Origin of the sequence: Marinobacterium sp. BA1, assembly GCF_041155135.1 — a bacterium.
In the GTDB taxonomy this organism is placed as follows: Bacteria; Pseudomonadota; Gammaproteobacteria; order Pseudomonadales; family Balneatricaceae; genus Marinobacterium; species Marinobacterium iners.
Map to the genome: position 1 here is coordinate 139,949 of NZ_BAAFHC010000002.1, position 21,972 is coordinate 161,920.

The window sequence follows — 21,972 nt, forward strand, 5'->3', positions numbered from 1 at the left end:
TGCACAGCGGTCATGCTGTCACATTGCGATCACCTGGAAGGGCACTCTTGTCAGCGCGGGATAGCAGGTAAGGGAATCGGTAAATGATCTCAGCCTCGCGTGTGCGGGGGTCAGCGCAGAAACGTACCAGTCTTAGGGCATCACATTGACGCATGTGCATAACATGCCCTTCGCTCAGGATAATGACAAGCGGCTGTACGGAAATGGGATTATCCATGCCGCAGATCCGCAGTTGCTTTGGTATCAGCGTGATTTGACCTCGCTCATATACCACGAATTCCCAAGGAATCTTATCGAACCACTGGGAGTAGGGCTCGTCGTAGAGGCCGAAAATAGGTAATCCATCATCATCGATACCAACGGTGACCAGCCAGTTTACATCTTCATTGAACGCATCGATGATGATTCGATGTTTTGACGCCTGTACGCCGTTCCTCAAGCGCTGTTTCGCCCAGCCGTGATATTGACGCATGGCAATCACGTAGGAGGAGACCGCTTCTGACTGCAGGCTATATTCCATACGGAACCTCAGTGTAGATGTTGTGTGATACAATCGATAGTATCAATTATACACAAGTTGACGTCCAAACAGGGGTGTTACGCAATGTCAGTATCGGGACTGGTTACTGAAATTTTGGCGAATATGGCCCAGCGGCACAATATTCGTTTCACGGTGGGTGAAGATCCTCTTGAGGCTGAAGAGTTCTTTGCCGATGATGCCTGTTTGCCCATTCTGGTCGGCAATGTGCGTAATGGCATTGTGGATCGCGAACTCGACACGAACCTGGTCGATGGTATGCCATTTTCCATCCGAGCAAGCAGGGCAAGCCTTGCGGGCTATGTGCTACAGGCAGATGAAGTTTCGTTTAAAACCAGCCACATGTTGATGCTTTCTGCGCTCTGCTGGAAGTCATTCGAAGACCTGCTGACGACCATTGGCCATAATGGGCTTCTAGCTCAAACACGATCAGGTGCATATCTCGTAGATATGATCGATGTGCTTGCGGTAAGCAAGACGCTAAACGGTGAACATATGGGACTTGAAGCAATGATTCAGGGCAGTGCCCCGGATGCGCGGACACCTATTTTTACCTAAGCAGGGCGTAATATGTACCCGAGTAAAGTTAAGGGACAGATCCTGACGGAAGCCGATATCACTCAAGGTTCAGGCCCTGATGATAATGAATCACTGTCGCTCATGTTGGAGCGCTTGCAGAAGGATCGGCTAGAAGCGCAGAGCAAGCAGCAGCGGCTGAAAAAGTTTCTGTACGCTTTCAAGCTGGCAGCTAAGCAGGTGCGAAGTGTATCGGCGCGTCCAGGGATTACACCAACGGAGCAGGAACTGGTCGGCCTTTCTCCGATGCAACAACGTGAAATGGAACGATCTCGGGTCCTGGCTGCTATCGATGTCATTAAGCAGCAGTTGGGTGATACCACGGGGCTGACGGCATCCTTCGTTAAACGTTGCAAGGCAATGGAGCAAGGCGACCACCCCTATGATCACGGCATCGATTGGGATGATCCGGATTTCCGGTCCAAGCTTAATGAGATGGTGTCTTCACTGGTTTCAGACATGTGGATGGAGCGTAAGGAGGCAACCTACGGTGGCAAGTTCATCGATTTCGTCGAGTTTACACTTCGTGAAATCAAAGACCGGCAAATGGACGATCCACCTGAGCGCGATCATTTAAGCAATTTCCAAGCAGATCGGTTCCTAATACTACATAAAGCCTTTTTGGATATCGATGAAGCGTTGTACACGATGCATCCATCAAATGAAAACAGTTGGTATAGCGAAGAGCTATATAAATTGGTATTCGGGCAATTGTCGCAGGGCGATTCGGTTGTGCGTACGCAAGCAGTGATGGATACGGTGGTAACGCCACTCACAGAGTCTTCATGCCAGAATGTGATCGAGACACTGGGTGAGGAGCGGCCCCTGACAGTGCGGGATCAAGCAATACTGTATAAAGCCATGCTCAGCCATGTATCGCGCGATACGGCTGTTGTAATTTGTCATGAGGGACGTCTTTTTCTTAATGCCCTCGGACACATTACGCCGGGGCAGCGGAAAAAATACCTTAGGGAAGACGGGGCTTTCATTCCTTGGCTGCTGGAGCGAGAGCGGCATAGATTAAACGAATTCTATCCAGCGCCGAGTGCTTTTATTTAACACAGAGGTTCAGATGTCAGATTCCAAAAACGGATTTATTAAAAACCGAACCCGTCCTTTCACCAACTTAATACGACCAGTCGGAGACCTTCAAGAGCACAGAACCTTTATTGGTAGAATGCTCTTCACCATTGGTCGTGCATTTCGTGTTGTCAGAGGGAAAGAGTCACTGGGGGATGAGGCTCTTACGTACGATCATATTGCAGCGCGCTGGGGTATTACAAATGAGAACAGACCCCTGGTCATTCGAGGGCATTATATAGAGTTCGTTTTATTCATGCTGATTGGCGTACTGGGGTTGTTCAGTATTTATGCCGGTATTTTCAGTGATGGTGCTGTGCTCGCCACTATTTCCCGACTGTTTGGTGGCGTATTAATGATATTTATAGCGATTGCCCGAAGCACTATTTTGATGTGGCGCCTGGATGTACTGAAGAATAAACACTGGGTCACCTACGGTGACTGGCTGCGCGGACGTTAACACAACGGGAGTTTAGGCATGGCGGCTCAACAAGCAGGTAACGGGAGCGATCCCGATAGCAATTTCATTCTTGCCATCTTTGTCATTGGTTTGGTGTTACTCATTGCGTGGTTTCTTAAGGATTACATCGTATATGGTGTGCTGACATTAGCGAAATGGAAAGCGTTTATCAGCAGCTTTATTATCCCAGATGAGCGTATGGCTAAAGCTGCGGTTGGCATTGGGCGCCTGGACTGGGCAGATTACAAGGAGATGACGTATGCGGAAGCGTTTCAAATTGCCAATTTTGCTGGTCGGTATGTGGGATGGTTGATGGCAGGTCTGATAGGTTTTGGTGCTCTGCGATTAGCTACGCGCACACCGATTTCGCGCTTTCGTCGCAATATGACTATGAAAAGACTCCTCGAGCAGAAGGCGCTCAAATTTCCCGCGGTGCGGCCTGTTATTGGTTTGGATATCGACAAAAAACCGATGGATAGTGGACCTTGGGCATCCATGCGGTCGTCAATTGATCTTTGCATGATGGAAAAATTGATGTATGGGCTTCCGGGTGGGGCTGAAGATATTCCTGCAAACCGCAGACTTTTGAAGGGGAAGAGTTGGAGGGATGTCGATCGCGATCATGTGAGTGAATACCGCTTTGATCGTGAAAAAGCGAAAGCTGTTTTGGAGCGTCAATTGGGTATACCGATTGTGCAGGAGGGGATTATCAACATCCCTGGCTGGAGAACTTGGCCCGAGCACTACAAGGCTCTGATTGCAGTGTTTCTGCTACGTGGTTTCCCTCAAGCGCCAGAAGACCGGGCTCAGTCAGACGAACTCCTCATTCAATTCAACGATAGTTTTTACTACCCAAATTATAAAAAAACGGGGAAGCCCGAGATTGTCCTGGATGATCTAGACACAGAGGGTGTCGAGGATGTTCTATCGCGCTACCTGGACAACCCGGGTCGCAATAAACGTGAATTGGTGAAAATTTTGGCCAGCCACGCGTACCTGACCACGCTGATTTTTCAGCTGCTGCATTCAGCTCGCCGGCGAGGCATTCTGAATACGGCGGACTTTATTTGGTTGCGTCCGATCGATCGAACCCTGTGGTACCTGCTTAATGGCGCCGGACGTCGAACAGCCCCTGCAGAGGCAGCCGGTCCTTGGGCGCATTATGAGGTAGAGGACATGCTGGGCACCCACTGCGTAACCCCAGAGGTGTGGGAGGGCGTCTTGGCACTGGAGCGTGATCTGATTAAAGAAGGGTGGATACTGGAAGAAAATACACCTGATGCCATCAAGGCACGTGCCAATGCTCAGCGTGGGCGTCGAGGCCGTGCGGCCTGAGGAGGTAGGTGAGTGAAAGTTTATTTTTGTGAAAAGCCCAGTCAGGGGCGCGACCTCGCAAAGGTACTGGGCGAGGAGCAGCGGCAGAAAACGCATATCACCGTAAAAGGTGGTCATGTGGTGACGTGGGCGCGTGGGCACTTGATGCAACAAGCGGAGCCGCATGACTACAATCCTGCGAACAAGCAATGGATTATGGCCAACCTTCCCATCATTCCATCCACGTGGAAGATGCTGCCGGTTGATGATGCGCGTGCCCAGCTCAAATACATTGGCTCTGTACTGAAGAAGGCTGATGAAGTGATTATCGCGACAGACGCAGATCGGGAGGGTGAAGCCATCGCTCGAGAGGTGTTGGATCACTTCAACTACCGCGGACGCATAAGTCGTCTATGGGCCTCTGCGCAGGATGAGGCCTCATACAAAAAAGCTCTGTCACAGTTGAAACAGGGGCCTGAAACTGAGCCCCTATATCTGGCACAGCAGGCGCGAAGCCGTGCGGATTGGCTCGTTGGGATGAATTTAACGCGTGCGTATACCCTCTTTGGGCGTCAGTCCATGACGCTTGCTGATGGCCAGCCTTTAAGTGTGGGACGCGTACAGACACCGGTTCTTTATCTTGTGGTGTTGCGGGATCGTGAAATTGAAAACTTTAAGCCCAAAGACTACTTCGAGGTCGTGGTTGATACCGAAGTTGCGAATGGGAACTTCAAAGCAAAGTGGGTTGTTCCTGATGCCCACCGGGATGAAAGTGGTCATTGCTTGGATCGTGATGTTGCGCATAGGCTCGCTGAAGCGGTCAGGGGTCAACAAGGTCAAATTATCAGTGCCCGTGTCGAGCGCAAGAAAACACCTCCTCCCTTACTCTTTAGTCTGAGCACTCTCCAAAAAGAGTGTTCATCTAAATGGGGCATGCGAGCACAGGAGGTTTTGGATATTGCTCAGAAGCTGTACGAGACCTATAAGCTGACGTCTTATCCGCGTTCGGATTGTAATTATCTTCCTGATGAGCAGCGGGCCGATGTGCCGACTGTGCTAGCCGCCGTCGCTGCCACGGATAGCGGGATGGCTGATCTGGTGAAGGGGGCTGACCCCGCGCGCAAATCACGTAGCTGGAACAGCAAGAAGGTTGCCGAGTCCGCGCACCACGCCATAATTCCGACCGTTGTTCACGGCGATATTGGTGCTTTGGATGATAAGTGTCGCAAGGTCTATGACCTGATCCGTAAACGATACCTTGCTCAGTTTTACCCAGACTACGAATATGATCGTTCAACCATTCTGGTAGGCTTCCTGGATCAGGGGTTTGCTGCTCAAGGCAATGTGCCGGCAGTGCCCGGCTGGAAGGTTGTGTACGGGGCAGACCTGGATGATGACGATGCCAAGGAGGATCAGCAGAAACTACCTCGTACTGAAGCGGGTGAATCTGCGTCTGCCTTGGATACCAAAGTAAACAGTAAAAAAACATCACCGCCGGCTCACTACACTGATGGTACGCTTCTGGATGCCATGAAGAGCGTTCACAAGGTCGTTGATCCAAAATTTGCACCCATCCTTAAAGGCACGGAAGGGATTGGGACGGAAGCGACACGCGCTTCCATAATTGAGACCATCGTAAGTCGTAAAGTCGTTCGACGAGAGAAAAAGTTTATCATCAGCACCGATATGGGTCGCAAGTTGATTGACCTACTACCCGACTCGGTGAAATCACCCGTTACTACGGCTATGTGGGAAATGGGCTTGGAGCAGATTGCGCGCGGGCAGTTGGATATCAACGTGTTTGAGCGTGAAGTCCATACCCTTGTGCAATCCCTGGTCGAGGAGGTTAAGAGCAATTACACTCCTCCACCGGAGCAGGTGCGAGAAACAGCAGTTTGTCCATGCTGCGGCGGCAATAATACAGCCGTCCGACTCTTCATGAAGGGCAAAAATAAGCATGTGTGGAAATGTGAGGCATGCGATCAGTGGATGGAGGATGTGGATGAGCAGCCCCAGGCCAAAAAGGTGAGCGATGCAGCGTGTCCAAATTGCGGGAAGCCGTTCGTTCAGAATCAGGGCCCCAAGGGTCCGTTTTGGAGTTGCACGGGGTACCCAGCGTGTAAAACATCAACCAATGATGTTGATGGAGAACCAGACTTAAATGCAGTTCGAAGCAAAAACAAAAAGAGCGCCTAAGGCGCTCTTTTAATCCGACAGCCTGCTACTTGCTTTTGCTGCTGCGCTGGGCCTCTTGTGACTTGGCGAGCTGACTTTGCTTATCAGCGACGGTGGGGCGGCCGCGGCGTTTGAATGTGCTGCTGGCCCACTTTTCGGCTGTAAAAAGGCCTTTGATGCCACCGGGGATAGCCCGTGTGGTCGCTTCAATATTGACGTGGTGCAAAAAGTCCACCATCGCTTGAACGCCGCGTGCTTCAATATCGGCATGTACGATCGTAGCCACGCGGCGCGCACAGGGGCCTGGCATGTCGCCGTCATTCTCCTTAATCCAACGGGTGGCAGAATTGCCGTTGAAGCCTATCAATACTCCTGAATGGGTTGGTTTGATATCACTCGCATACATGCCCTTGGGCAAGTAATCGCCCAACTGCCCCATTTCATCCAGCTCCTCGAACATCCGAATGAACGCCTCATGCAGATCATTGAAGTTGGGGGTTGCCGGGAGCAATCCGTATGTCAGAAGGTGTTTAGGTGCCACATAAGGAATGTGGCAATTGAGCCGCTGAGCATAGATGCGAGTGAGGATGGCGCGGGTCACGTCTGTGAGGGGCTCATCCTGCTTATCAATCGTATTGATATTGTGGCGTGAGTTATACCATGCAAATTCCCACGTAATATCCATCAAAGACATGTTCTTAGCTTCTTGCATGAACACAATATCGGAACCGATAATTGGCCGGTCTTCTGGCAGTGCAATAATCAGTTCTATAGGTTTTGTCGGTTTTAGTTTGGCTGCCATAAGGTGTCCTCTTCGGAATTCTGTGTGCCATTAAGTGTGTGTGGCTCGGCGATCGGTGCCATGGGTTGCGCCTGAGATTGTGGCGGCAGCAGAGCCGGGTTTGTTTTCAGTAATATCATCCAAATAAGGAGGGCGATCATAACTGCCAGCAGTGCGCCGCCTGTAAGCATCAGTGCTTTGGTTGATAGGGGCATGCGGTTGTCCGGTTGCTCGGGTGGTGGCGGGTTTGTTGAGGGTCGCTTTCCTTCATCCCGTTCGGTACGTTTCGGCTGTCTCGATTCTGAGCGGGCTGGCTGTTGTTCTCTGGAGACTCCATCAGCGGATGTTTTGTTGTGCTTTTTTTGTGGCGTGTGAGCAACCGAGTGTTCCTCGGCGTGCGAGGCGGACGTGTCGTTGGTACTCTGTTGATCATCGCTTTCTTCGGCGGTCGAACGGGGTGTGTTTTTGGGTGGCGCTTCAGCCGCAGATGATGAGGATGGAACCTCCTTTACCGGTGGCTTAAGCGCTTCAAGCGTACCCTGAGCCGCGGCATCCATTTGTGTTGCTACGTCTTTATAGAACAACCGAGCAGTGTTGAAATCCAGCTCCAAGTTGATCAGATCCACGGAACAGCCAAGAACAGAAGGATCATCCCCGGAGGTGCTAGCCTTGGTGGGGTAGGTTTGGGTGAGGATAACACGCTGATACATGCCTCCGAGGGACTGAGACTGACTGATCAACCGATACGGATAGTGAACATCGATGGTGAATGTGCCGCTGAAACTTTCATCTGTAATGGTAGTAACCGTGTAGTGGAACAGGCACCTACCGGTTACGTGCTCATTACCCTGCGGAATACAGCGCACTGAGGACGACCCTGCTTTGCCAGCCGCGACGTCCTCCAAAATTCGCATGTGCTTTTCACTGGCAGCGGCCTGCAGGCTGGATGTTTGAGCGCTCTGACTATCATCAGTTGGATACTGGACTCGCTCAGACTCATGGCAGGTTCTGTCCGGCGCAATCTCTTGTGAAGTCTGGGAGTTTGACGCGGCGATCGCCTCTCTGAGCTGTCTACGCCGTTCTTCGCGGAGATCATGTTGCGTGTGCGCTATGGTCATTTTTGTGCTCCGGTTTCCTTTTTTCTAAGTCTAACACAGATCATATTATAGGATACAAAATATAAATCAGGGCAAGCAGTCATCAGTCCATTCGCATAGTGCAAGCGTTTTGTTAGCGACGACAAGTATCATTACATTGAGCGATACGCATTGCTGACCTTGCTTGACATGATAATATCTGATTATATCATATCTGCTACCAGCAAGAGTTCTGGTGAATGCTCGTTAAGCAAAGCGCACTTAAAAAGGAACCTGTGATGAAAAACAAAAGCGAACTCGTACACGGACTTCAGCAGCGACTCCAGGCTGCTGACATCCAGCTACCAATGTCAAAGGTGGCACTGATCCATGATGCTGTTATTGATCATCTGATGGCCACATTGATTGAGGACGAAGTCGTCACCCTCGGTGGGTATGTGAAACTTGATATCCGCAATCGCCCGGCACGCCAGGGACGAAACCCGCAGACAGGCGAACCGCTTGAGATTGCCGCGCACAAGGCCATTGGTCTTAAAATGTTGAGCAAGGGTAAGTCGTTACTTAACGACTAACAGGCGTTTTATTGGCTGCCGGTGCTGTCTGTGAGTACCGGCAGCCAAATGAGGTGTACGTTATGGATATGTCCTCTTACTTTCAATCCAGTCATTCGGATGTAGACGAAACGCTCTCGGATTCGATTGGCATTGAGTCAGAGCACTCAGATTCGCAAGCACCAGAGTCCAAGATGTTGCTAAAAATCATTTTGCTCGCGCTTGATGATTTGACCTCACGAAAAAGAATTTACAAGATTTCGGCTATTTTGTTCTTTGAATCAAGTACGTTTGAATACTATTTGAGCCTGCTGGGCGTAGATGAGTTTCCTAAAGCCTCCATACGCAGCCATGTCAACGAGGTGATTGAACAGGTGAGGGAAGAAGTCGGCATGAATTCCATGCATGACAGTGCATGGGTCATGGAGCGTCTGAATCGTGAATCTCGACGCAGTGGGCGTGGGGCTGAATCAACTGAGGCTGGTGAATCGCCAGTCTCGCCATCCCGAGATCAAGTGATGATTCGTGTAGCCTCCAATGCGAATGTGCTGTTCAAACAGGTTGGTGTGAGGCAGGGGTCCCTACAGGCCGAGTACCATCAATCGGTACTGGCGTTCTAGATCTCGGAGTTGCTATGTCCCCAGGTGAAGTCGATACATCGAAAACTCATTGGGCGTTGCACACAACAGGTATCAGCGCACAACAAAAGCTTGTTTTGGTTGCGCTGGCACACATGGCTGATTCTCAAAATGCAATCGACATAGATCTTGATAGTCTACGTTCGGTGGTGCCTTTTGATACTGCAGTCATACGTCGGATGATTCAGACCATGGCAGAGCGCGGAATATTTGCGGATGTGCAAACCGCCGGCTCCCAGGCTTCGATCACCTTCCATGAAATTGCTGCAGGTGAACACTCAGCAACCGTTGGTGATGAGGGGGGTAGCCGACAGGGTGGCGTCGCGGTTCGTTCGCCGTTGCACCGTTTCGTGTTGTTCGCAGAGTGGGAGCCGGCCAGTATTGGTGCGCTATCCTTGTTTCTGCGAAATAAGCGGATACGGCCCCAGGATGTTGAAGGTCGTATCTACGGTGAAGCCCTTGATAAACTCCGGCAGCGCTACGTTGGCAATGCCGATGTAAAGCGCACAGAGAATCAGTGGATAGAGCTCTATTCACGTGAGGTGTTGGAGTTGTTGCTAACGAAGCGGGCAGAACAGTCGAAACAAGCTGGGCATGGGGTGACGGGATGAAAACGGCCAGTTCCTTCTTGAAGTGGCTTCAAAATGCAATGCGCGTGTATCTGACCGGTTGGCGGCTCACGTTCAGGTTGAGAGGTCGTACATCACGCCGCGAATTTTGGATTTTTTATTTGGTGCACTCATTACTGCTGGGGTTTCTGGTCGTTGCTGATAGCCTTCACAGTTATGCTGTTCCATACCTATCTGTTATTTTCAGTTACGCAAGTCTTGTCACGATAGTGTCGATCGGCGTGCGTCGATTACATGATATCGATGTCTCAGGTAAGTGGATGTGGTTAATGCTACTGCCTCTTGGGGGGGTGCTGCTGGTTGTGCCGCATGTACGCAAAGGCACTTCAGGACCGAACCGATTTGGTGAGCCTGTTAATGCGACATTTGAGGACGAAGATCCAGGAATCGAAGAATCCTGTGGCTTCTACAAAAAAATGTAGGTACGCCTTGATATTTCGCTGGTGTCGAACCTGCAGCGTCGTCCGATTTGGTATAATGATTAAAACGGACGACGAGTGTATGTATTTTGCCTTTCCTGCTCGATTTAAAGAAATGCACGTTCAGCTTCTCCATGGTCTTCGTATTATTTGCGCCGGTCGATGCGCAAGCCGCATCGTCGCTAAGTGATGAGGAAGTTGCGTCGTTCCCATCCTTAGAAGTGCATAGCGTCCCATCTGCAAATCGCTTCCGTATTTATGTCAACAACGCGCTACACGAAGTGACGCTGCATTCTATAGACGTTCCTTTCTTTTCTTACGATGTCTTTCAGTTCTCGCAATCCTACGGGTATGAATCCCATATGTGGGTCAAAAATTTGATTGGTTGGTCTGGACACGATTGCCGGATTGACCTGGGGGAGGCAGGCCTTTCTGGTGGTGGCTTCACTGCGAGGGTGTACTGCCCGTCCCGTGATGGTTGGTACGACATAAGCCATCGGATGCTCGAGCTTGGATTGGCCTGGCCGCAGCAGAAGTGTTGTGTGTCCGACGCGGTCATAGCGCGTGCTGAGCAAGCACGTGCACGTCGTGTGGGTGTGTGGTCGGAGGAGGAGCCTTTACCGCCCTGGGTGTTTCGATCCCGTCAAGGTATTGTGGATTAACCGCACAAATTTGCATTCCTGAACCGCTGGCATTTCGATATCTGGTAAAATCAAATACGTAGTGGAAAACACCAGATGCAACATCGCACTGTTTGCGTAGTTGTGACAATTTTGAAGCTCAGGCGGCGGGAGGATATCGGATTGGAATGATGGGAATGATCAAACTAATCCGAACTGAATTCATGGACACAACTAAATTGAACTCTTCGGTTGAATCTGTTGATTGCAGCGTCAGTGCTCCTGCCCATACAGAGTCTACAGCCCCTGCCCAGTGTGACGGCTCAGATCAAAGGCGACAGAAACTCGAGTTGATGCGACAAAGAGACCCCTGCCCGGAAATGCGCGCTCTAGCTGAGTGGTTGTGCACAAAAAATAGGAGCTATTGATGAGGCCTGGTTCATCTTCTCTGTTATGTAAAACGCAATTGGAGCAACAAAGGGTGAATAGCGAGATGATCCGCCGGATCAGCGTAGCTAAAGTGCGTCTGATGATCATCGCACATACTGCGTATGTTGATGAGATGGCAGTGGCGCTTTCACAGCCGTGTAGTAGCGCAATTCAAGCGCTAGAGCTGATGCGCCAACGCATACTGGATTTGTTTTATGAGCCCAATGTGAACACTGCGGTGCGCGACAGTGTATTGGCAGAAGCTGCTGACTTGTGTGAAAGCGTTGAGGTCGCGAGCTCAAAAATCGGTCAGCGCGAATAGGGGTTTAAGATGTCGGCTGACTATAAGGTACGCGGTGTCGAGAAGAAGCAGGAGCGTGATGCTAGCGATATTTATCGCGATTCACGCCGGATGGGTGAAAAGCTCTCCGATTGGTTCGGAAAGCCTTCAAATCTCGCGTTTGTGATGCTTGTATGTGCTCTGCTGATTGTCTACATGCCGTCGTCTGCTGAGATCTTCGGTTTCACGGCTCTGATGTTCTGGTTGGTGTTCGCGGGTCGTTCGAAAAAGCTGCACCTTCCGATGCGTATGCCTTTTGAGTATGACGGATATGACTATAACGATCCGCTGCCGGGGCGCAATTTTTTCAAAACCAATTACCGTAAAGCGCGCGGCATTTTTTATCTTGGCAACGAAAAAGAAACCAATCAGGAATTGCACTTGTCGGCAGATGATATGCTTACGCATATGTTGCTATTTGGCACTACTGGTGCCGGCAAGACTGAAGCGCTTTTGTCGCTATCTTGGAACTCAATTTCGATGGGCTCAGGTCTGATCTTCATTGACCCCAAGGGCACAAACAAACTTGGTTTGCAGGTGTACTCAATGGCCCGCGTCTGCGGACGAGAAGATGATTTCCTTGAGATTAACTTTTCGACCGGTAACCGCGATGTAAACGAGTATTCCCTCAAACGATTATCGAATACAGCAAACCCTTTTGCCTACGGCACCGCGGACTCTCTTGCTGAAATCCTCGTATCCCTGATCCCGACCTCCGAAGGCGAGAACGCAGTATTTTCTGAGCGTGCGGTATCATTGATCTATACCGTTATGCGACCGCTGGTCGATCTTCGTAATCAGAAAGCTCTACAGCTCTCCATAAGCACGATCCGTGATCATCTCACGCTTGAGAAGTGTATGGAGCTTGCCACTGACCAGCGCATTTCTGATGCGTCACGCAAGTCTATGGAGGCTTACCTTAACTCTGTGGCGGGATTCAAGGCCGGTCAGCCCTACGAGAAGCAGGGCGAGGATGCACACAAACAGTTTGGTTTCGCTCAGGCGTATTTCACACGTGCGCTGTCATCACTGGTCGATACCTATGGTCATGTGTATGGCGCCATGATGGGTGAGGTTGACTATCCCGACGTGGTGTTCAACCGGCGTATCCTGGTTATTCTCCTGCCGGCCATGGAGAAACCGCCCTCTGAGATCAAGACGCTCGGCAAAATCATCCTGTCAGCTATTCGTGGGGCAATGTCCCTCGGTTTGGGCTCGGAGTTCGAGGGCACCAAGGAGGAGATGCTGGATTCACTCCCTACGGCATCAAACGTACCTAATCTAGTAATAGCTGATGAATATGGCTATGTGGCAACAGAAGGATTTGCTGTTACAGCTGCTCAAGCCCGCGGGCTTGGGTTCTCGTGTGTCTTCGCTGGCCAGGACTATGCCGGGTTTAAACGCGGGTCAGAAACTGAAGCAGAACAGATACTTTCGAACACAAAAGTCAAGTTGATAATGGCGCTAGAAGATGCCCAGGCAACCCTGGAGGTGGTCAAGGCAATCGGCGGCGAAGCCTATGTAACCAATACCTCAGGTTACACGATGGACGGAGGCGGTTTGTCGAGCAGTTACCGCGACATTATGAATGTCTCGGTAGAGCGGCGGCAGCGGGTGGACATTCAGGATCTTCGTGATCAGATCGAGGGGGAGTTCCATGCCTTTCATAAAGCCAATATGGTTCGTGGTCAGATGTTCCATGCGGACCCGCCTCTTAAAACAGCGACGTTGCGCTTTAACCGATTCCTTGAAATCCGGCGTCCTGAGCGTAGCTACCTGATCAACAAATACGGTCCGGTAAAAGACCTGACTGCAGAGCTGAAAGAGTTGATCCGCAAAGGTAAACCTCTCACCAGTACTCGCCCGGCGCCCGAGACGCCGATTGTTCGTGCACGTGATCTTCTTAGGGGGATGCGCGCTTCAGCACCCGTACCGGCGAATGATTGTGCTTTGGTGGCCCTGCTGACGTCGATGCCGGGTTATACCTTGCCAGCGGAGCGTGATGCTGCAAGGCAGCAAGAGCAGGAGGTGGTCCATTCGGCTGACTCCAGCAACGCACGCTGCGATGCAGTCATAGATACAACGCAAGTCGCAACTGAGCAATCCCAAGGCTCCTCCAGTGCCATCACAGGATGGGGAGATCTCGTCAAGTCATCATCAGAGGCGAAGCCTGCCTCTGGGATTAATCATCCAGTTCAACCAGACCAAAATGACATGAAGGCGGCAGGTGCTGCCGGTGAGTCCACTGCTGCGAGTAAAGTCGGCGATACCCCTCTGAAAGTAACGTCCAGCGAAACCAGCAGAGAGGGTGCTCATTGGTCAGGTCAGTTAATTCAAGATGACTCGACCGCAACGCAAAGTCACCAACCAGATCAGACACGGCAAGGCGTGAACGTCTCTTTGTCAGCTCCTCCCGCAGATGAATCTGTGTCGGCATCAGTCCCGCCAGAATCAGAGCCTACAGCAACGAAAGCGCCCTCTGCGAAGGTTGATGATGATGTTGTTTCGGCATTGGGTGGGGCGGTGCCAGGTTTCTTCAATCCAAATAATATCCAGCTCAATCCGGCAGATGATTCATCAGATGATGAGGAAGAGGACGACGATCCCAATGCTGAGCTGCGCGCCCTGCTCGCGGATAACATCAAGTCAAGCCTCATCACCGATCAGGTATCAGAACGAGTTAAAGAATGTGCTGCCGCCGTATCCCCGGATAGCAACCCCGATGAAGCGGTCGATGAGATCAAAACGGCATTAAGCGATTCGGTGACGGAATACCCTGTAGACCCGATTCCAGAGCCATCGCCGAATACTCAGTTCGATATTCGCAACACATTGCGCGATTTGCGCAAAAAAGGATCTATTAAAGGCTAAGGGGGTATCGATGGAGCTGCCTCCATGTGTTGAGGAATTCACGCGGTATTACCAAGTGCCACAGGTGCTGGTCGAATCGATCTATGAAGTGGAAGCGGGGTGGCCTGGAGCTAAAGTCGGCCCCAACAAGCATGGCGATTTTACATTAGGGGTAATGCAGGTAAACTCATTGTGGTTCGATGAAAAGATTGGCTCAGACCTCAAGCGATACGGCATCACGCCGGAGCAAGTGCAGCATGATCCCTGCACAAATTTTGCTATGTCGATTTGGCTTCTGAGGGAGCAGTATCGTCGCACAGGTGATTGGTCACGTGCTGTGGCCCAGCTTCACGCAGGTCCGAGGCGATGGAAGGAGGCGATTCAGCATGCCCACGATGTATTCAGGCGACTTGAGCAACGGCAGTAAGGAATCCGGCGTCGTTGTTCCTTTGTTCAGGAAGTGCCCGATGGACGATAAAAAGCAGAGAACAAATGAATGGTCAGGTGCACGCGGGAGACGAATTGAAATCGCCCGTTTTACGCACACCTACCAGCCGATTATTTGTGCATCGTCAGATGACGTGTATGGATATGAGATATTCAGTGCTGCCATTGATCTTCAAGGCAATCGTGTGCCGCCGGATCAGTTGCTGAGCGGCATTGCGGATGATTTGTATCTCTGCGAACTTGACCAGCGGATGATGCATAGTGCATCTCAGGTGCGGGTTCCGGATGCGGTGCCTCACAAGCGCTTTGTAAATATATCCAGTGAAATAAATTTTATTGCGCTGACCCCTGATATGTTTGCCGACCCTGCTCATACCGTCATTGAGCTGACCGAACATTTCCCGATTCTCAATTGGATGGCATTAAGAGAGCGTACTGAGCAGTTAGCCGAGCACGGTATCGAAATAGCGATCGATGACTTCGGTGCCGGCCATGGCAACCTTCAAATGCTCCTCGAGCTATCGCCAACTTATGTCAAAATGGATAAGTATTTTGCCCACCATTTAGAGAGTTTTCAGTGCATGCGAAAACAGATGGCGTTTTTGCGTGACATGGTCGATAGTGTTCAATCGTTCGGTGCTAAGGTCATATGCGAGGGCGTTGAAACCGAGCGGTGTATGGATGCGGTGAGGGAGCTGGGCGCAGATTTCGCGCAAGGCTACTACATTGCTCGTCCAAAAGATGCATGATGCTCACGCGAGCTATTTGAGTCCTTTCAGAGCCTCTTTGCGCCGCTCTCCTGTACGGCGATCGTATTTACTGGTTTGATTTACATTGGAATGCCGCATCATGTCCGCGGCAGTCTTAATATCCGTCACATCCAATAATTCACTTCCAAATGTTCGCCGGGCATCATGCGGCCTGAGCCGTAACTCATCGACCAGGCCTGCCTGGTTACAGCGTTCACGCATGATCTCGCGGATTGCGGATTCGCGTATTGGTCGATCATACAAAATATTGCCGGTCTTGCTAATGCGGTAGAACAGGGCCCCGCGTCCATCGCCGCGATAGCCATCAATCCAGTCGTGCAAAGCGGAAATAACTCGGTCATCCAGGTCGATACTCTGGGTAACCCGTCCTTTCCCATGAATGACGGCTGTTGCCTGATGTAGATCGACATCTTCAATGCTCATTAACGCCACCTCGTGACGGCGAAGGCCAGCATAAAACAGCAAGTTAAGGATGGCGCGATCCCGACTTCCTTTTGGGGCATTGCCTGTGGCTTGACAGCAGGCGATCAGGCGTGCTTTTTCATCAGGTTCAGCCATGCGGCCGGCAAGACCTGAATTAACCTTCAGCGCACGGATGGAGGCCACGCGGTCGGCGAGCTGCGGTGATACCAGTTCCATCAGAGCGGCCTGGCGTAATACATTTTTAATCACCGATAGAATGCCGTTTAGGGACGCATTAGACAGATGCCTGTGCATTCCATCTGGTGTTGAGTCTGGAGTCGACACGGATGGGTCGTGCTTAGCACTCATTGCATTCAGCAGGGCTTTTACCTGAGGGAGGTCGAATGCGCGCCAGTTGAGGTAGTGATAATCCCCGTTGGTGATACCGACACTTTGTGCGAGGACCCGCAAGCGTGACGCATACGTTTTCCATGTTGTACCCTGATATTGTCCGAGGTACACATTCGCGGGGTTGTTTAGGTCGCGTACCGGATAGGGGAGCACGGGGTTCCAGTCAAACGGACTGTTGCGGGCCTGCCAGTTGATAACTGCAGGTGAAGCAGGTCCGCCAGTGTCTTTGGTGTGCAAGTTGGCTGGAACGGCAGGACGGAGCATAAATATCAGTGTTCCGTCGTAGCCGGCACGCATTTGAGTTGATCAGGTGTGTAGCCCTGATCGATCAGCGCAGAATACCATCGCGGCGGTCGGCCCCGACCTACCCATGTTTGAGAGGGGTTGTCCGGGTTTTGATACACGGTTGTCGCACGTGACCGTGATGAAGCGCTCACAGATGTATCGTGCGCAACTTTTTGGATGACCGCTTCGATGAGAGGTTGAAGCGGGATATTCAGACGTGTTGCCACGTTGCTTATATCTCGGCGCAAACGCGATATTTCACGTTTTTTACGCTGTGTTATCTCCTGGTTCAACTGATGCTGAATTCGTTCCAGATCAGTTGAGGGAATACGTGTTAAGTCAGGTGTTGTGTCCTTCATGAACAACTCCGGTCGGCTTCTATGGCTCACATGACCAGCGGCGTAATTACCACCGTTTTTTAAATGTTCGATCGCGTGAATCGTGCGCTGGGCGCTGATTGCGCTTACGCTCCTCAATTTCATCTATCAGGGAGCTGATATCAAGATCAAGAGATTGAGCGATTTGCTGCGGTTTCTCAAGTAACACGCGGCTTGCACTGGGTCGTGCTTCACGCTCAAACGTTCGCGCTTCACGGCGTGCCCGTATCTTCTGTCGAATCCGTTCGGCTTCAGCTGCATTCAGGGCCTCAATATCATCAGCTTTTGCTGTTACTTTTACTTTCACCTCGGGGTCACCGGTCGCCAGAGCGATTGCCTCATCAATTTTGAGTTCATCGAGAGTTCGGATGTTGGGATCAGCGGCGCCTTGCATGTCTCGTAGCGTGAGGTGTCCGCGAGCATCGTTCCGAGAGGCGCGTATTGTAGTGAGGGGCGCTTCCGAAGCCGGAATGCGTCTGCCCTTGGGTTTATGGGTGTGGACACCTGCGTGGTTGTCGGATAATGGGTGAGATGGGTTTGGTTTCCGTTTGCTACCTACCTTGGATATCGCCTTCGCTTTGGGCGTAGAGAGCTTGTCCGAAGTAGCCGTGTCCACCCCTGTCGCAATCTGCTCAAGATCTGCGGGTGTAATACGTTCTAAAACGCTGAGAGATACTTCCAGCAGGGCTTCGAGGCCAGTGATATCGATGACGACATCTGTAATTGGTTCTGGTGTAGTGCTTTTTAATGCGTGAGCGCTTTGTGCAGTGTCGATCGTTGGGGTAGTGGACTCAAGAAGCTGCGACCAGAAATCGGGGGCACCAGCACGATTGGGCGGAGATTCGTGCTTCCCTGCTGCGGGCGAGCTCGCAATCCGTGTAAGGATGTCTGCCAATGTTTCCGACGTATCAGCCTTGCCCGCGTTTAAGTCGTTCTGACTTGTAGATTCAACTGCGCATGCATTGCTGTGGTCGTCACTGGCTTTTGCAGGCGAGGTGATCCAATCCATTAATCGATCGAATTCACGGTCAGCACGCTGGTTTATCACCTCATCTGCCATCGCTTGAACGTGATTGACGGTGCGGGCTGCCATTTCGATGTGCGAAAGCTCTTCCAGCCATTGGAAGCTGTGTTTAATTTGCCTGTTTGGGCGATTATCCCGGGCGTGTGGCGCCTGCTCGGACTTCGCAGAGCGTGATAGGTCGGTGTCGGTAAAGGCGTTACGGAATTCGTTGAGAATTTCAGGGGTATCTGGAGATTTAAGCGTCGGCATATCGGGATTCCCAACACGGACTTGTTACTACAGTTTGGTTGATTGGACGTTTCATTCGGCTCGGGTGAATAAAATATATACCTTAATATAAGGCCGAACGTTGTTCTGTGCAAGGAGGCGAAGTGTTAGATGGCTATTTGACATTATATATTGTAGTACCGTATATTCTGTCGCATAGCGGAAATACAACGCATAGCGGCAAAGGGCCGCTGAGAGGACTGACCATGAGCGACATCCAGAATCCTGCCACAGGAACACCTGAATGGTGTGAGGTGCCGCCTGCGACCGATGAATTTGACGCAGGTTCATCTGGATCAATGTACCCACCAGATTACTGGCTACCCCCGGTTGATGATCAAGTTGAGATGCTGTCTGATGCTGAAACAGATCCTGCTGCTGGTATGGCTGAGCACTCCAATAACGATGCGATTAAACAGATGCCGCACTCAGCACTGGCAGAGGAATCGGTAATCGGCAGCGTCCTGCTCAACAATGAAGCATTCGATACGATCAGTGACACCCTGATGGCAAGCCACTTTTACAGCCGCTCGGCATCCATTATTTTCGCGGCCATGGCTGATATGATAAAACTGGATCAGCCTGTCGATGTATTTACATTGGCGGACTTCCTCACGGATCGTAATGAACTGGTTGATGCGGGGGGGCTGGAGTATCTGGTTGAAGTCGCGCGCAATACGCCCTCCATCGCCAACGTCCGTCATTACGCCAAAGTGGTGTTTGATCATTTCACCCGACGCTCGTTGATTCAGGCAAGTGGAAAGCTGATGGATCAGGCGTTCAATCTGGATGGGATGACCACGGATGAGCTATTGGCCGACGCTGAAAATACGGTCATGGCGATTGCCGAGCATCGACCGCATGTTCAGACCTACTTTAAAATGCCGGAGATGTTGAAGGGTGCTATCACAAAACTTGAGTACCTGCATGAGCACGGAGAGGAGCTGACCGGTATTACTTCAGGCTTCGAAGACCTGGATGCAAAAACGGGTGGTTTACAACGCTCAGACCTGATTATTGTTGCAGGTCGGCCCTCAATGGGCAAAACCACATTGGCCTGTAACGTGGTTGAAAACGCGATGTTGGCGACACGCAAACCTGCCCTGGTATTCAGTCTTGAAATGCCGAAGGAGCAACTGATCAATCGCATGATGGCGTCTTTGGGTCGGATCGATCAGACGCGGTTGAAGAATGGGCGATTGGAGGAGGATGACTGGAGTAAGCTGACCATTGCGGTCAACGTTATGAAAGATCTACCGATACTCATCAATGATACGGCCGGTCTTAGCCCAATGGAGATGCGGTCTATTGCGCGGCGAGCGAAAGCTGAACATGGTGAGATCGGCGTCATCATGGTGGATTACCTGCAGTTAATGCAGATGAAGGGCGACCGCCGTCATGGCAATCGAACAGAGGAGATATCTGAGATAAGCCGTTCTCTCAAAGCGCTTGCGAAAGAGATGGATTGTCCGGTCATCGCGCTGTCTCAGCTCAATCGAAGCCTTGAGCAGCGTCCGAATAAGCGTCCGGTGAATTCAGACCTACGTGAAAGCGGAGCGATCGAACAGGACGCTGACCTGATCCTGTTTGTGTACCGTGATGAGGTCTACAACGAAGACAGCCCAGATAAAGGTACCGCTGAGCTGATTATCGGCAAACAGCGGAACGGACCCCTGGGAACGGTTCGATTGGCATTTCTTGGTCAGTACAGCCGGTTCGAGAATTTGGCATTGGAGCACTACCAAGGCTATCCGCCGGATTAAGGCAAAAGAAAACCCCGGTAACTTCGGCTACCGGGGTTGATAAGGCTGAACCGATCACATCGACATTTCTTCGTCGAAGCGACGTTGGTTTTCCTTTTTGACCTCTTTGCGCAGGGTTGTACGCTGTTCCTGATCCTGAATGCCCTGTTGTTCCAGCATTTCAATCAGCAGGTTGGCGTTATCCGGCATGAGGTCCTGTTGAGCTTGTTGTTGCATCTGCAGTTGCTGCTCCTGATCCATTAGAGCCATTTGCTGCTCGTGGATGTGATCGGGTGAGGACAACTCTGATCCGGATGATGACTGTACCAGCATATGCGCGTGAAATCCTTCAGGCGCTTGATACGGCGAACCGGTAGTGCAGTTGAATAACATAGCCATGATTGCACCTCCTTATTACGTGTGCGAGTGCATGATAGCACCCCTTGCAAACGGAGGGGTGTGAATGCACCGACCTCTACTGTTAGTGTAGAGGCAGACTCAGGCAGATACAATATATTTGGTTAAACCGTAGATAGTTTGTGCTCACTGGGGAGTTCCCAACCGGCAAAGTTAGGCTGAGCTTTCGCCAAAGGTTCATTAAATCAGGTATTTCGCATAAAAGACCTTGCCTAGGAAATATGTTTGTTGCTACTATTTATTTACGGTTCATGTGGTCTCTGGCTCTTGCACATTAAGACACGCACTCCTGATCCAGTGTCTGTCTTATGAGGGTTTCAGAATCATGTCTATGCTAGGGGGTGCTTCGCACCCCTTTTTTTTTCGGATTCTCGGAGGCTCTATGTCGGATTGCGAATCGCTGCCACCTCTGGCCGAAATGTTCACTCGTCCCATGATTGCATCATGGGACAGTATTGACAGCACCTTCGGAGACACCTTCTACAACCTGAATGGCCAAAAGATCAAACGGGGAGAGCCATTCGATCCTGGTGCGCCACTGCCGGTCGTGCTAGATCACAACAAAATGCTGTATGGCGATCTGATTCCGGCAACCTCCTGGGGAGGCAGTCTCTCAAATCTGCTCACTAAGAGCAGCAGGGACAAGTTGCGACACCCCCTCATCGAAGAGCATCACAATATCTGTGAGATATGCGGTAAACGCTTTGAAACTCTGGATGTGCACGAAATTTGGGATTACAAAGACCCAACGCCCGAAGAAATCGAAGCGTCCAACGAAAAAACTCGGCAGGAGAAAGAGGCGTATTACCCCATAGGCATTCAACGGCTGGTAGGCCTAGTGGCTATCTGCAAAAGCTGCCATCTATGCTTCCACCTCGGACTTGCTCGAGTACAAGATCGCTATGATGATACGATCGATCGTTTGCGCGATGTGAATGGCTGGACACAGGCCGAGGTGGAGCAATATACCCACGAGCTGGAATACCGTTTTAAGTGCAGAAGCGAGTACCTGTGGGCTCTAGACCTCTCATATTGTCAGGATCACCCAGATGGTGGTATCACGATCAAGGGGGAGTGGGTACGTAAAGATGACAACATGCCGTACTTGGTTAGTGTGGACAAGGCCTCTGGGGATGAGCGTGCCACATGGATTCTGAACACAGCCTGGAAGTTCGCAAGAGCCCCCGCGTTTGTTGCGCCGATGAGTGTTGGTGAGTTTGAAAACGCATTGAGCGATTAAGCTTTTAGCCCAAATAAACGTGATAAGTGGTATCATTCCAAAAGTACCACACGACATAGGCGATGGCGTCCGCGGTTCGGACTTTATTCCTTT

At 51.1% G+C, this 21,972-nt stretch carries 23 protein-coding genes; 16 read left to right on the top strand and 7 right to left on the bottom strand.

Features of this window, described 5'->3' with window-relative positions; all coding sequences use genetic code 11:
* Positions 1 to 10 precede the first annotated feature (10 nt).
* The gene (locus ACAM29_RS19850) at positions 11 to 520 is read right to left on the bottom strand and encodes a hypothetical protein (RefSeq protein ID WP_369625309.1); all 510 of its coding nucleotides are present in this window, start codon (positions 518 to 520) and stop codon (positions 11 to 13) included.
* Positions 521 to 604: 84 nt separating this feature from the next.
* Between ACAM29_RS19850 and ACAM29_RS19855 the strand changes: the two genes are divergently transcribed.
* Genes ACAM29_RS19855 through ACAM29_RS19875 form a run of 5 tightly spaced genes read left to right on the top strand, consistent with a single transcriptional unit; the run spans position 605 to position 6,164 of the window.
* Positions 605 to 1,096: a hypothetical protein gene (locus ACAM29_RS19855; protein ID WP_369625310.1), complete on the top strand. Its 492-nt coding sequence runs from the start codon at positions 605 to 607 to the stop codon at positions 1,094 to 1,096.
* 12 nt (positions 1,097 to 1,108) lie between these two features.
* Positions 1,109 to 2,173, top strand: coding sequence for a hypothetical protein (locus ACAM29_RS19860; RefSeq protein WP_369625311.1), 1,065 nt, complete (start codon positions 1,109 to 1,111; stop codon positions 2,171 to 2,173).
* A 13-nt stretch (positions 2,174 to 2,186) separates the two neighbouring features.
* Positions 2,187 to 2,654, top strand: coding sequence for a hypothetical protein (locus tag ACAM29_RS19865; protein ID WP_369625312.1), 468 nt, complete (start codon positions 2,187 to 2,189; stop codon positions 2,652 to 2,654).
* A gap of 18 nt (positions 2,655 to 2,672) precedes the next feature.
* A complete protein-coding gene (locus ACAM29_RS19870; RefSeq protein ID WP_369625313.1) occupies positions 2,673 to 3,989 on the top strand; it encodes a hypothetical protein in 1,317 nt (438 codons plus the stop codon).
* A 12-nt stretch (positions 3,990 to 4,001) separates the two neighbouring features.
* Positions 4,002 to 6,164, top strand: a complete 2,163-nt coding sequence (locus ACAM29_RS19875; RefSeq protein ID WP_369625314.1) for a DNA topoisomerase 3 — start codon at positions 4,002 to 4,004, stop codon at positions 6,162 to 6,164.
* 25 nt (positions 6,165 to 6,189) lie between these two features.
* On the opposite strand, the gene ACAM29_RS19880 is transcribed toward ACAM29_RS19875, so the two are convergent.
* Entirely contained in the window at positions 6,190 to 6,945 is a 756-nt protein-coding gene (locus ACAM29_RS19880; protein ID WP_369625315.1) for a hypothetical protein, read from the bottom strand.
* The gene (locus tag ACAM29_RS19885) at positions 6,930 to 8,042 is read right to left on the bottom strand and encodes a hypothetical protein (protein ID WP_369625316.1); all 1,113 of its coding nucleotides are present in this window, start codon (positions 8,040 to 8,042) and stop codon (positions 6,930 to 6,932) included. Before ACAM29_RS19885 ends, ACAM29_RS19880 begins: the two co-directional genes overlap by 16 nt.
* Before the next feature lie 257 nt (positions 8,043 to 8,299).
* Between ACAM29_RS19885 and ACAM29_RS19890 the strand changes: the two genes are divergently transcribed.
* From ACAM29_RS19890 to ACAM29_RS19930, 9 genes are all read left to right on the top strand, one after another.
* A complete protein-coding gene (locus ACAM29_RS19890) occupies positions 8,300 to 8,593 on the top strand; it encodes an HU family DNA-binding protein (protein ID WP_369625317.1) in 294 nt (97 codons plus the stop codon).
* A gap of 62 nt (positions 8,594 to 8,655) precedes the next feature.
* On the top strand, positions 8,656 to 9,192 hold the full coding sequence (locus ACAM29_RS19895) for a hypothetical protein (protein WP_369625318.1): 537 nt from the start codon (positions 8,656 to 8,658) through the stop codon (positions 9,190 to 9,192).
* A gap of 14 nt (positions 9,193 to 9,206) precedes the next feature.
* Positions 9,207 to 9,821 (top strand): hypothetical protein, encoded by a 615-nt coding sequence (locus ACAM29_RS19900; RefSeq protein ID WP_369625319.1) that lies wholly within the window; start codon positions 9,207 to 9,209, stop codon positions 9,819 to 9,821.
* A complete protein-coding gene (locus ACAM29_RS19905; RefSeq protein WP_369625320.1) occupies positions 9,818 to 10,261 on the top strand; it encodes a DUF805 domain-containing protein in 444 nt (147 codons plus the stop codon). Before ACAM29_RS19900 ends, ACAM29_RS19905 begins: the two co-directional genes overlap by 4 nt.
* A gap of 86 nt (positions 10,262 to 10,347) precedes the next feature.
* Entirely contained in the window at positions 10,348 to 10,920 is a 573-nt protein-coding gene (locus ACAM29_RS19910) for a thermonuclease family protein (RefSeq protein WP_369625321.1), read from the top strand.
* 439 nt (positions 10,921 to 11,359) lie between these two features.
* Entirely contained in the window at positions 11,360 to 11,629 is a 270-nt protein-coding gene (locus tag ACAM29_RS19915; RefSeq protein WP_369625322.1) for a hypothetical protein, read from the top strand.
* Positions 11,630 to 11,638: 9 nt separating this feature from the next.
* Positions 11,639 to 14,518: a TraM recognition domain-containing protein gene (locus ACAM29_RS19920; protein WP_369625323.1), complete on the top strand. Its 2,880-nt coding sequence runs from the start codon at positions 11,639 to 11,641 to the stop codon at positions 14,516 to 14,518.
* A gap of 10 nt (positions 14,519 to 14,528) precedes the next feature.
* Entirely contained in the window at positions 14,529 to 14,924 is a 396-nt protein-coding gene (locus ACAM29_RS19925) for a lytic transglycosylase domain-containing protein (protein ID WP_369625324.1), read from the top strand.
* A gap of 40 nt (positions 14,925 to 14,964) precedes the next feature.
* Positions 14,965 to 15,693: an EAL domain-containing protein gene (locus tag ACAM29_RS19930; RefSeq protein WP_369625325.1), complete on the top strand. Its 729-nt coding sequence runs from the start codon at positions 14,965 to 14,967 to the stop codon at positions 15,691 to 15,693.
* Between the two features lie 12 nt (positions 15,694 to 15,705).
* Here ACAM29_RS19930 and ACAM29_RS19935 read toward each other — a convergent pair whose 3' ends face one another.
* Genes ACAM29_RS19935 through ACAM29_RS19945 form a run of 3 tightly spaced genes read right to left on the bottom strand, consistent with a single transcriptional unit; the run spans position 15,706 to position 18,462 of the window.
* Positions 15,706 to 16,824, bottom strand: a complete 1,119-nt coding sequence (locus ACAM29_RS19935; protein ID WP_369625326.1) for a tyrosine-type recombinase/integrase — start codon at positions 16,822 to 16,824, stop codon at positions 15,706 to 15,708.
* The gene (locus ACAM29_RS19940; RefSeq protein ID WP_369625327.1) at positions 16,797 to 17,171 is read right to left on the bottom strand and encodes an H-NS family nucleoid-associated regulatory protein; all 375 of its coding nucleotides are present in this window, start codon (positions 17,169 to 17,171) and stop codon (positions 16,797 to 16,799) included. Before ACAM29_RS19940 ends, ACAM29_RS19935 begins: the two co-directional genes overlap by 28 nt.
* A gap of 46 nt (positions 17,172 to 17,217) precedes the next feature.
* Complete coding sequence (locus ACAM29_RS19945; RefSeq protein WP_369625328.1) at positions 17,218 to 18,462, bottom strand: hypothetical protein; 1,245 nt, start codon at positions 18,460 to 18,462, stop codon at positions 17,218 to 17,220.
* Between the two features lie 401 nt (positions 18,463 to 18,863).
* Here ACAM29_RS19945 and dnaB point away from each other — a divergent pair, with 401 nt between their 5' ends.
* Complete coding sequence (gene dnaB, locus ACAM29_RS19950; RefSeq protein ID WP_369625510.1) at positions 18,864 to 20,243, top strand: replicative DNA helicase; 1,380 nt, start codon at positions 18,864 to 18,866, stop codon at positions 20,241 to 20,243.
* 54 nt (positions 20,244 to 20,297) lie between these two features.
* On the opposite strand, the gene ACAM29_RS19955 is transcribed toward dnaB, so the two are convergent.
* A complete protein-coding gene (locus tag ACAM29_RS19955; protein WP_369625329.1) occupies positions 20,298 to 20,621 on the bottom strand; it encodes a hypothetical protein in 324 nt (107 codons plus the stop codon).
* Between the two features lie 400 nt (positions 20,622 to 21,021).
* On the opposite strand from ACAM29_RS19955, the gene ACAM29_RS19960 reads away from it, so the two are divergent.
* Positions 21,022 to 21,879 carry a hypothetical protein gene (locus tag ACAM29_RS19960; protein WP_369625330.1) on the top strand — a complete coding sequence of 286 codons (858 nt, stop codon included), beginning with the start codon at positions 21,022 to 21,024 and terminating at the stop codon, positions 21,877 to 21,879.
* Positions 21,880 to 21,972: the final 93 nt, after the last annotated feature.

Bases quoted from the DNA above. Each gene is read 5' to 3' on its own strand.
- ACAM29_RS19850 (WP_369625309.1), bottom strand. From the start codon at position 520: ATGGAATATAGCCTGCAGTCAGAAGCGGTCTCCTCCTACGTGATTGCC.
- ACAM29_RS19925 (WP_369625324.1), top strand. From the start codon at position 14,529: ATGGAGCTGCCTCCATGTGTTGAGGAATTCACGCGGTATTACCAAGTG.
- dnaB (WP_369625510.1), top strand. From the start codon at position 18,864: ATGGCTGAGCACTCCAATAACGATGCGATTAAACAGATGCCGCACTCA.
- ACAM29_RS19935 (WP_369625326.1), bottom strand. From the start codon at position 16,824: ATGCGTGCCGGCTACGACGGAACACTGATATTTATGCTCCGTCCTGCC.
- ACAM29_RS19860 (WP_369625311.1), top strand. From the start codon at position 1,109: ATGTACCCGAGTAAAGTTAAGGGACAGATCCTGACGGAAGCCGATATC.
- ACAM29_RS19855 (WP_369625310.1), top strand. From the start codon at position 605: ATGTCAGTATCGGGACTGGTTACTGAAATTTTGGCGAATATGGCCCAG.
- ACAM29_RS19920 (WP_369625323.1), top strand. From the start codon at position 11,639: ATGTCGGCTGACTATAAGGTACGCGGTGTCGAGAAGAAGCAGGAGCGT.
- ACAM29_RS19895 (WP_369625318.1), top strand. From the start codon at position 8,656: ATGGATATGTCCTCTTACTTTCAATCCAGTCATTCGGATGTAGACGAA.
- ACAM29_RS19905 (WP_369625320.1), top strand. From the start codon at position 9,818: ATGAAAACGGCCAGTTCCTTCTTGAAGTGGCTTCAAAATGCAATGCGC.
- ACAM29_RS19940 (WP_369625327.1), bottom strand. From the start codon at position 17,171: ATGAAGGACACAACACCTGACTTAACACGTATTCCCTCAACTGATCTG.
- ACAM29_RS19870 (WP_369625313.1), top strand. From the start codon at position 2,673: ATGGCGGCTCAACAAGCAGGTAACGGGAGCGATCCCGATAGCAATTTC.
- ACAM29_RS19865 (WP_369625312.1), top strand. From the start codon at position 2,187: ATGTCAGATTCCAAAAACGGATTTATTAAAAACCGAACCCGTCCTTTC.
- ACAM29_RS19930 (WP_369625325.1), top strand. From the start codon at position 14,965: ATGGACGATAAAAAGCAGAGAACAAATGAATGGTCAGGTGCACGCGGG.
- ACAM29_RS19890 (WP_369625317.1), top strand. From the start codon at position 8,300: ATGAAAAACAAAAGCGAACTCGTACACGGACTTCAGCAGCGACTCCAG.
- ACAM29_RS19960 (WP_369625330.1), top strand. From the start codon at position 21,022: ATGTCGGATTGCGAATCGCTGCCACCTCTGGCCGAAATGTTCACTCGT.
- ACAM29_RS19885 (WP_369625316.1), bottom strand. From the start codon at position 8,042: ATGACCATAGCGCACACGCAACATGATCTCCGCGAAGAACGGCGTAGA.
- ACAM29_RS19880 (WP_369625315.1), bottom strand. From the start codon at position 6,945: ATGGCAGCCAAACTAAAACCGACAAAACCTATAGAACTGATTATTGCA.
- ACAM29_RS19945 (WP_369625328.1), bottom strand. From the start codon at position 18,462: ATGCCGACGCTTAAATCTCCAGATACCCCTGAAATTCTCAACGAATTC.
- ACAM29_RS19955 (WP_369625329.1), bottom strand. From the start codon at position 20,621: ATGGCTATGTTATTCAACTGCACTACCGGTTCGCCGTATCAAGCGCCT.
- ACAM29_RS19900 (WP_369625319.1), top strand. From the start codon at position 9,207: ATGTCCCCAGGTGAAGTCGATACATCGAAAACTCATTGGGCGTTGCAC.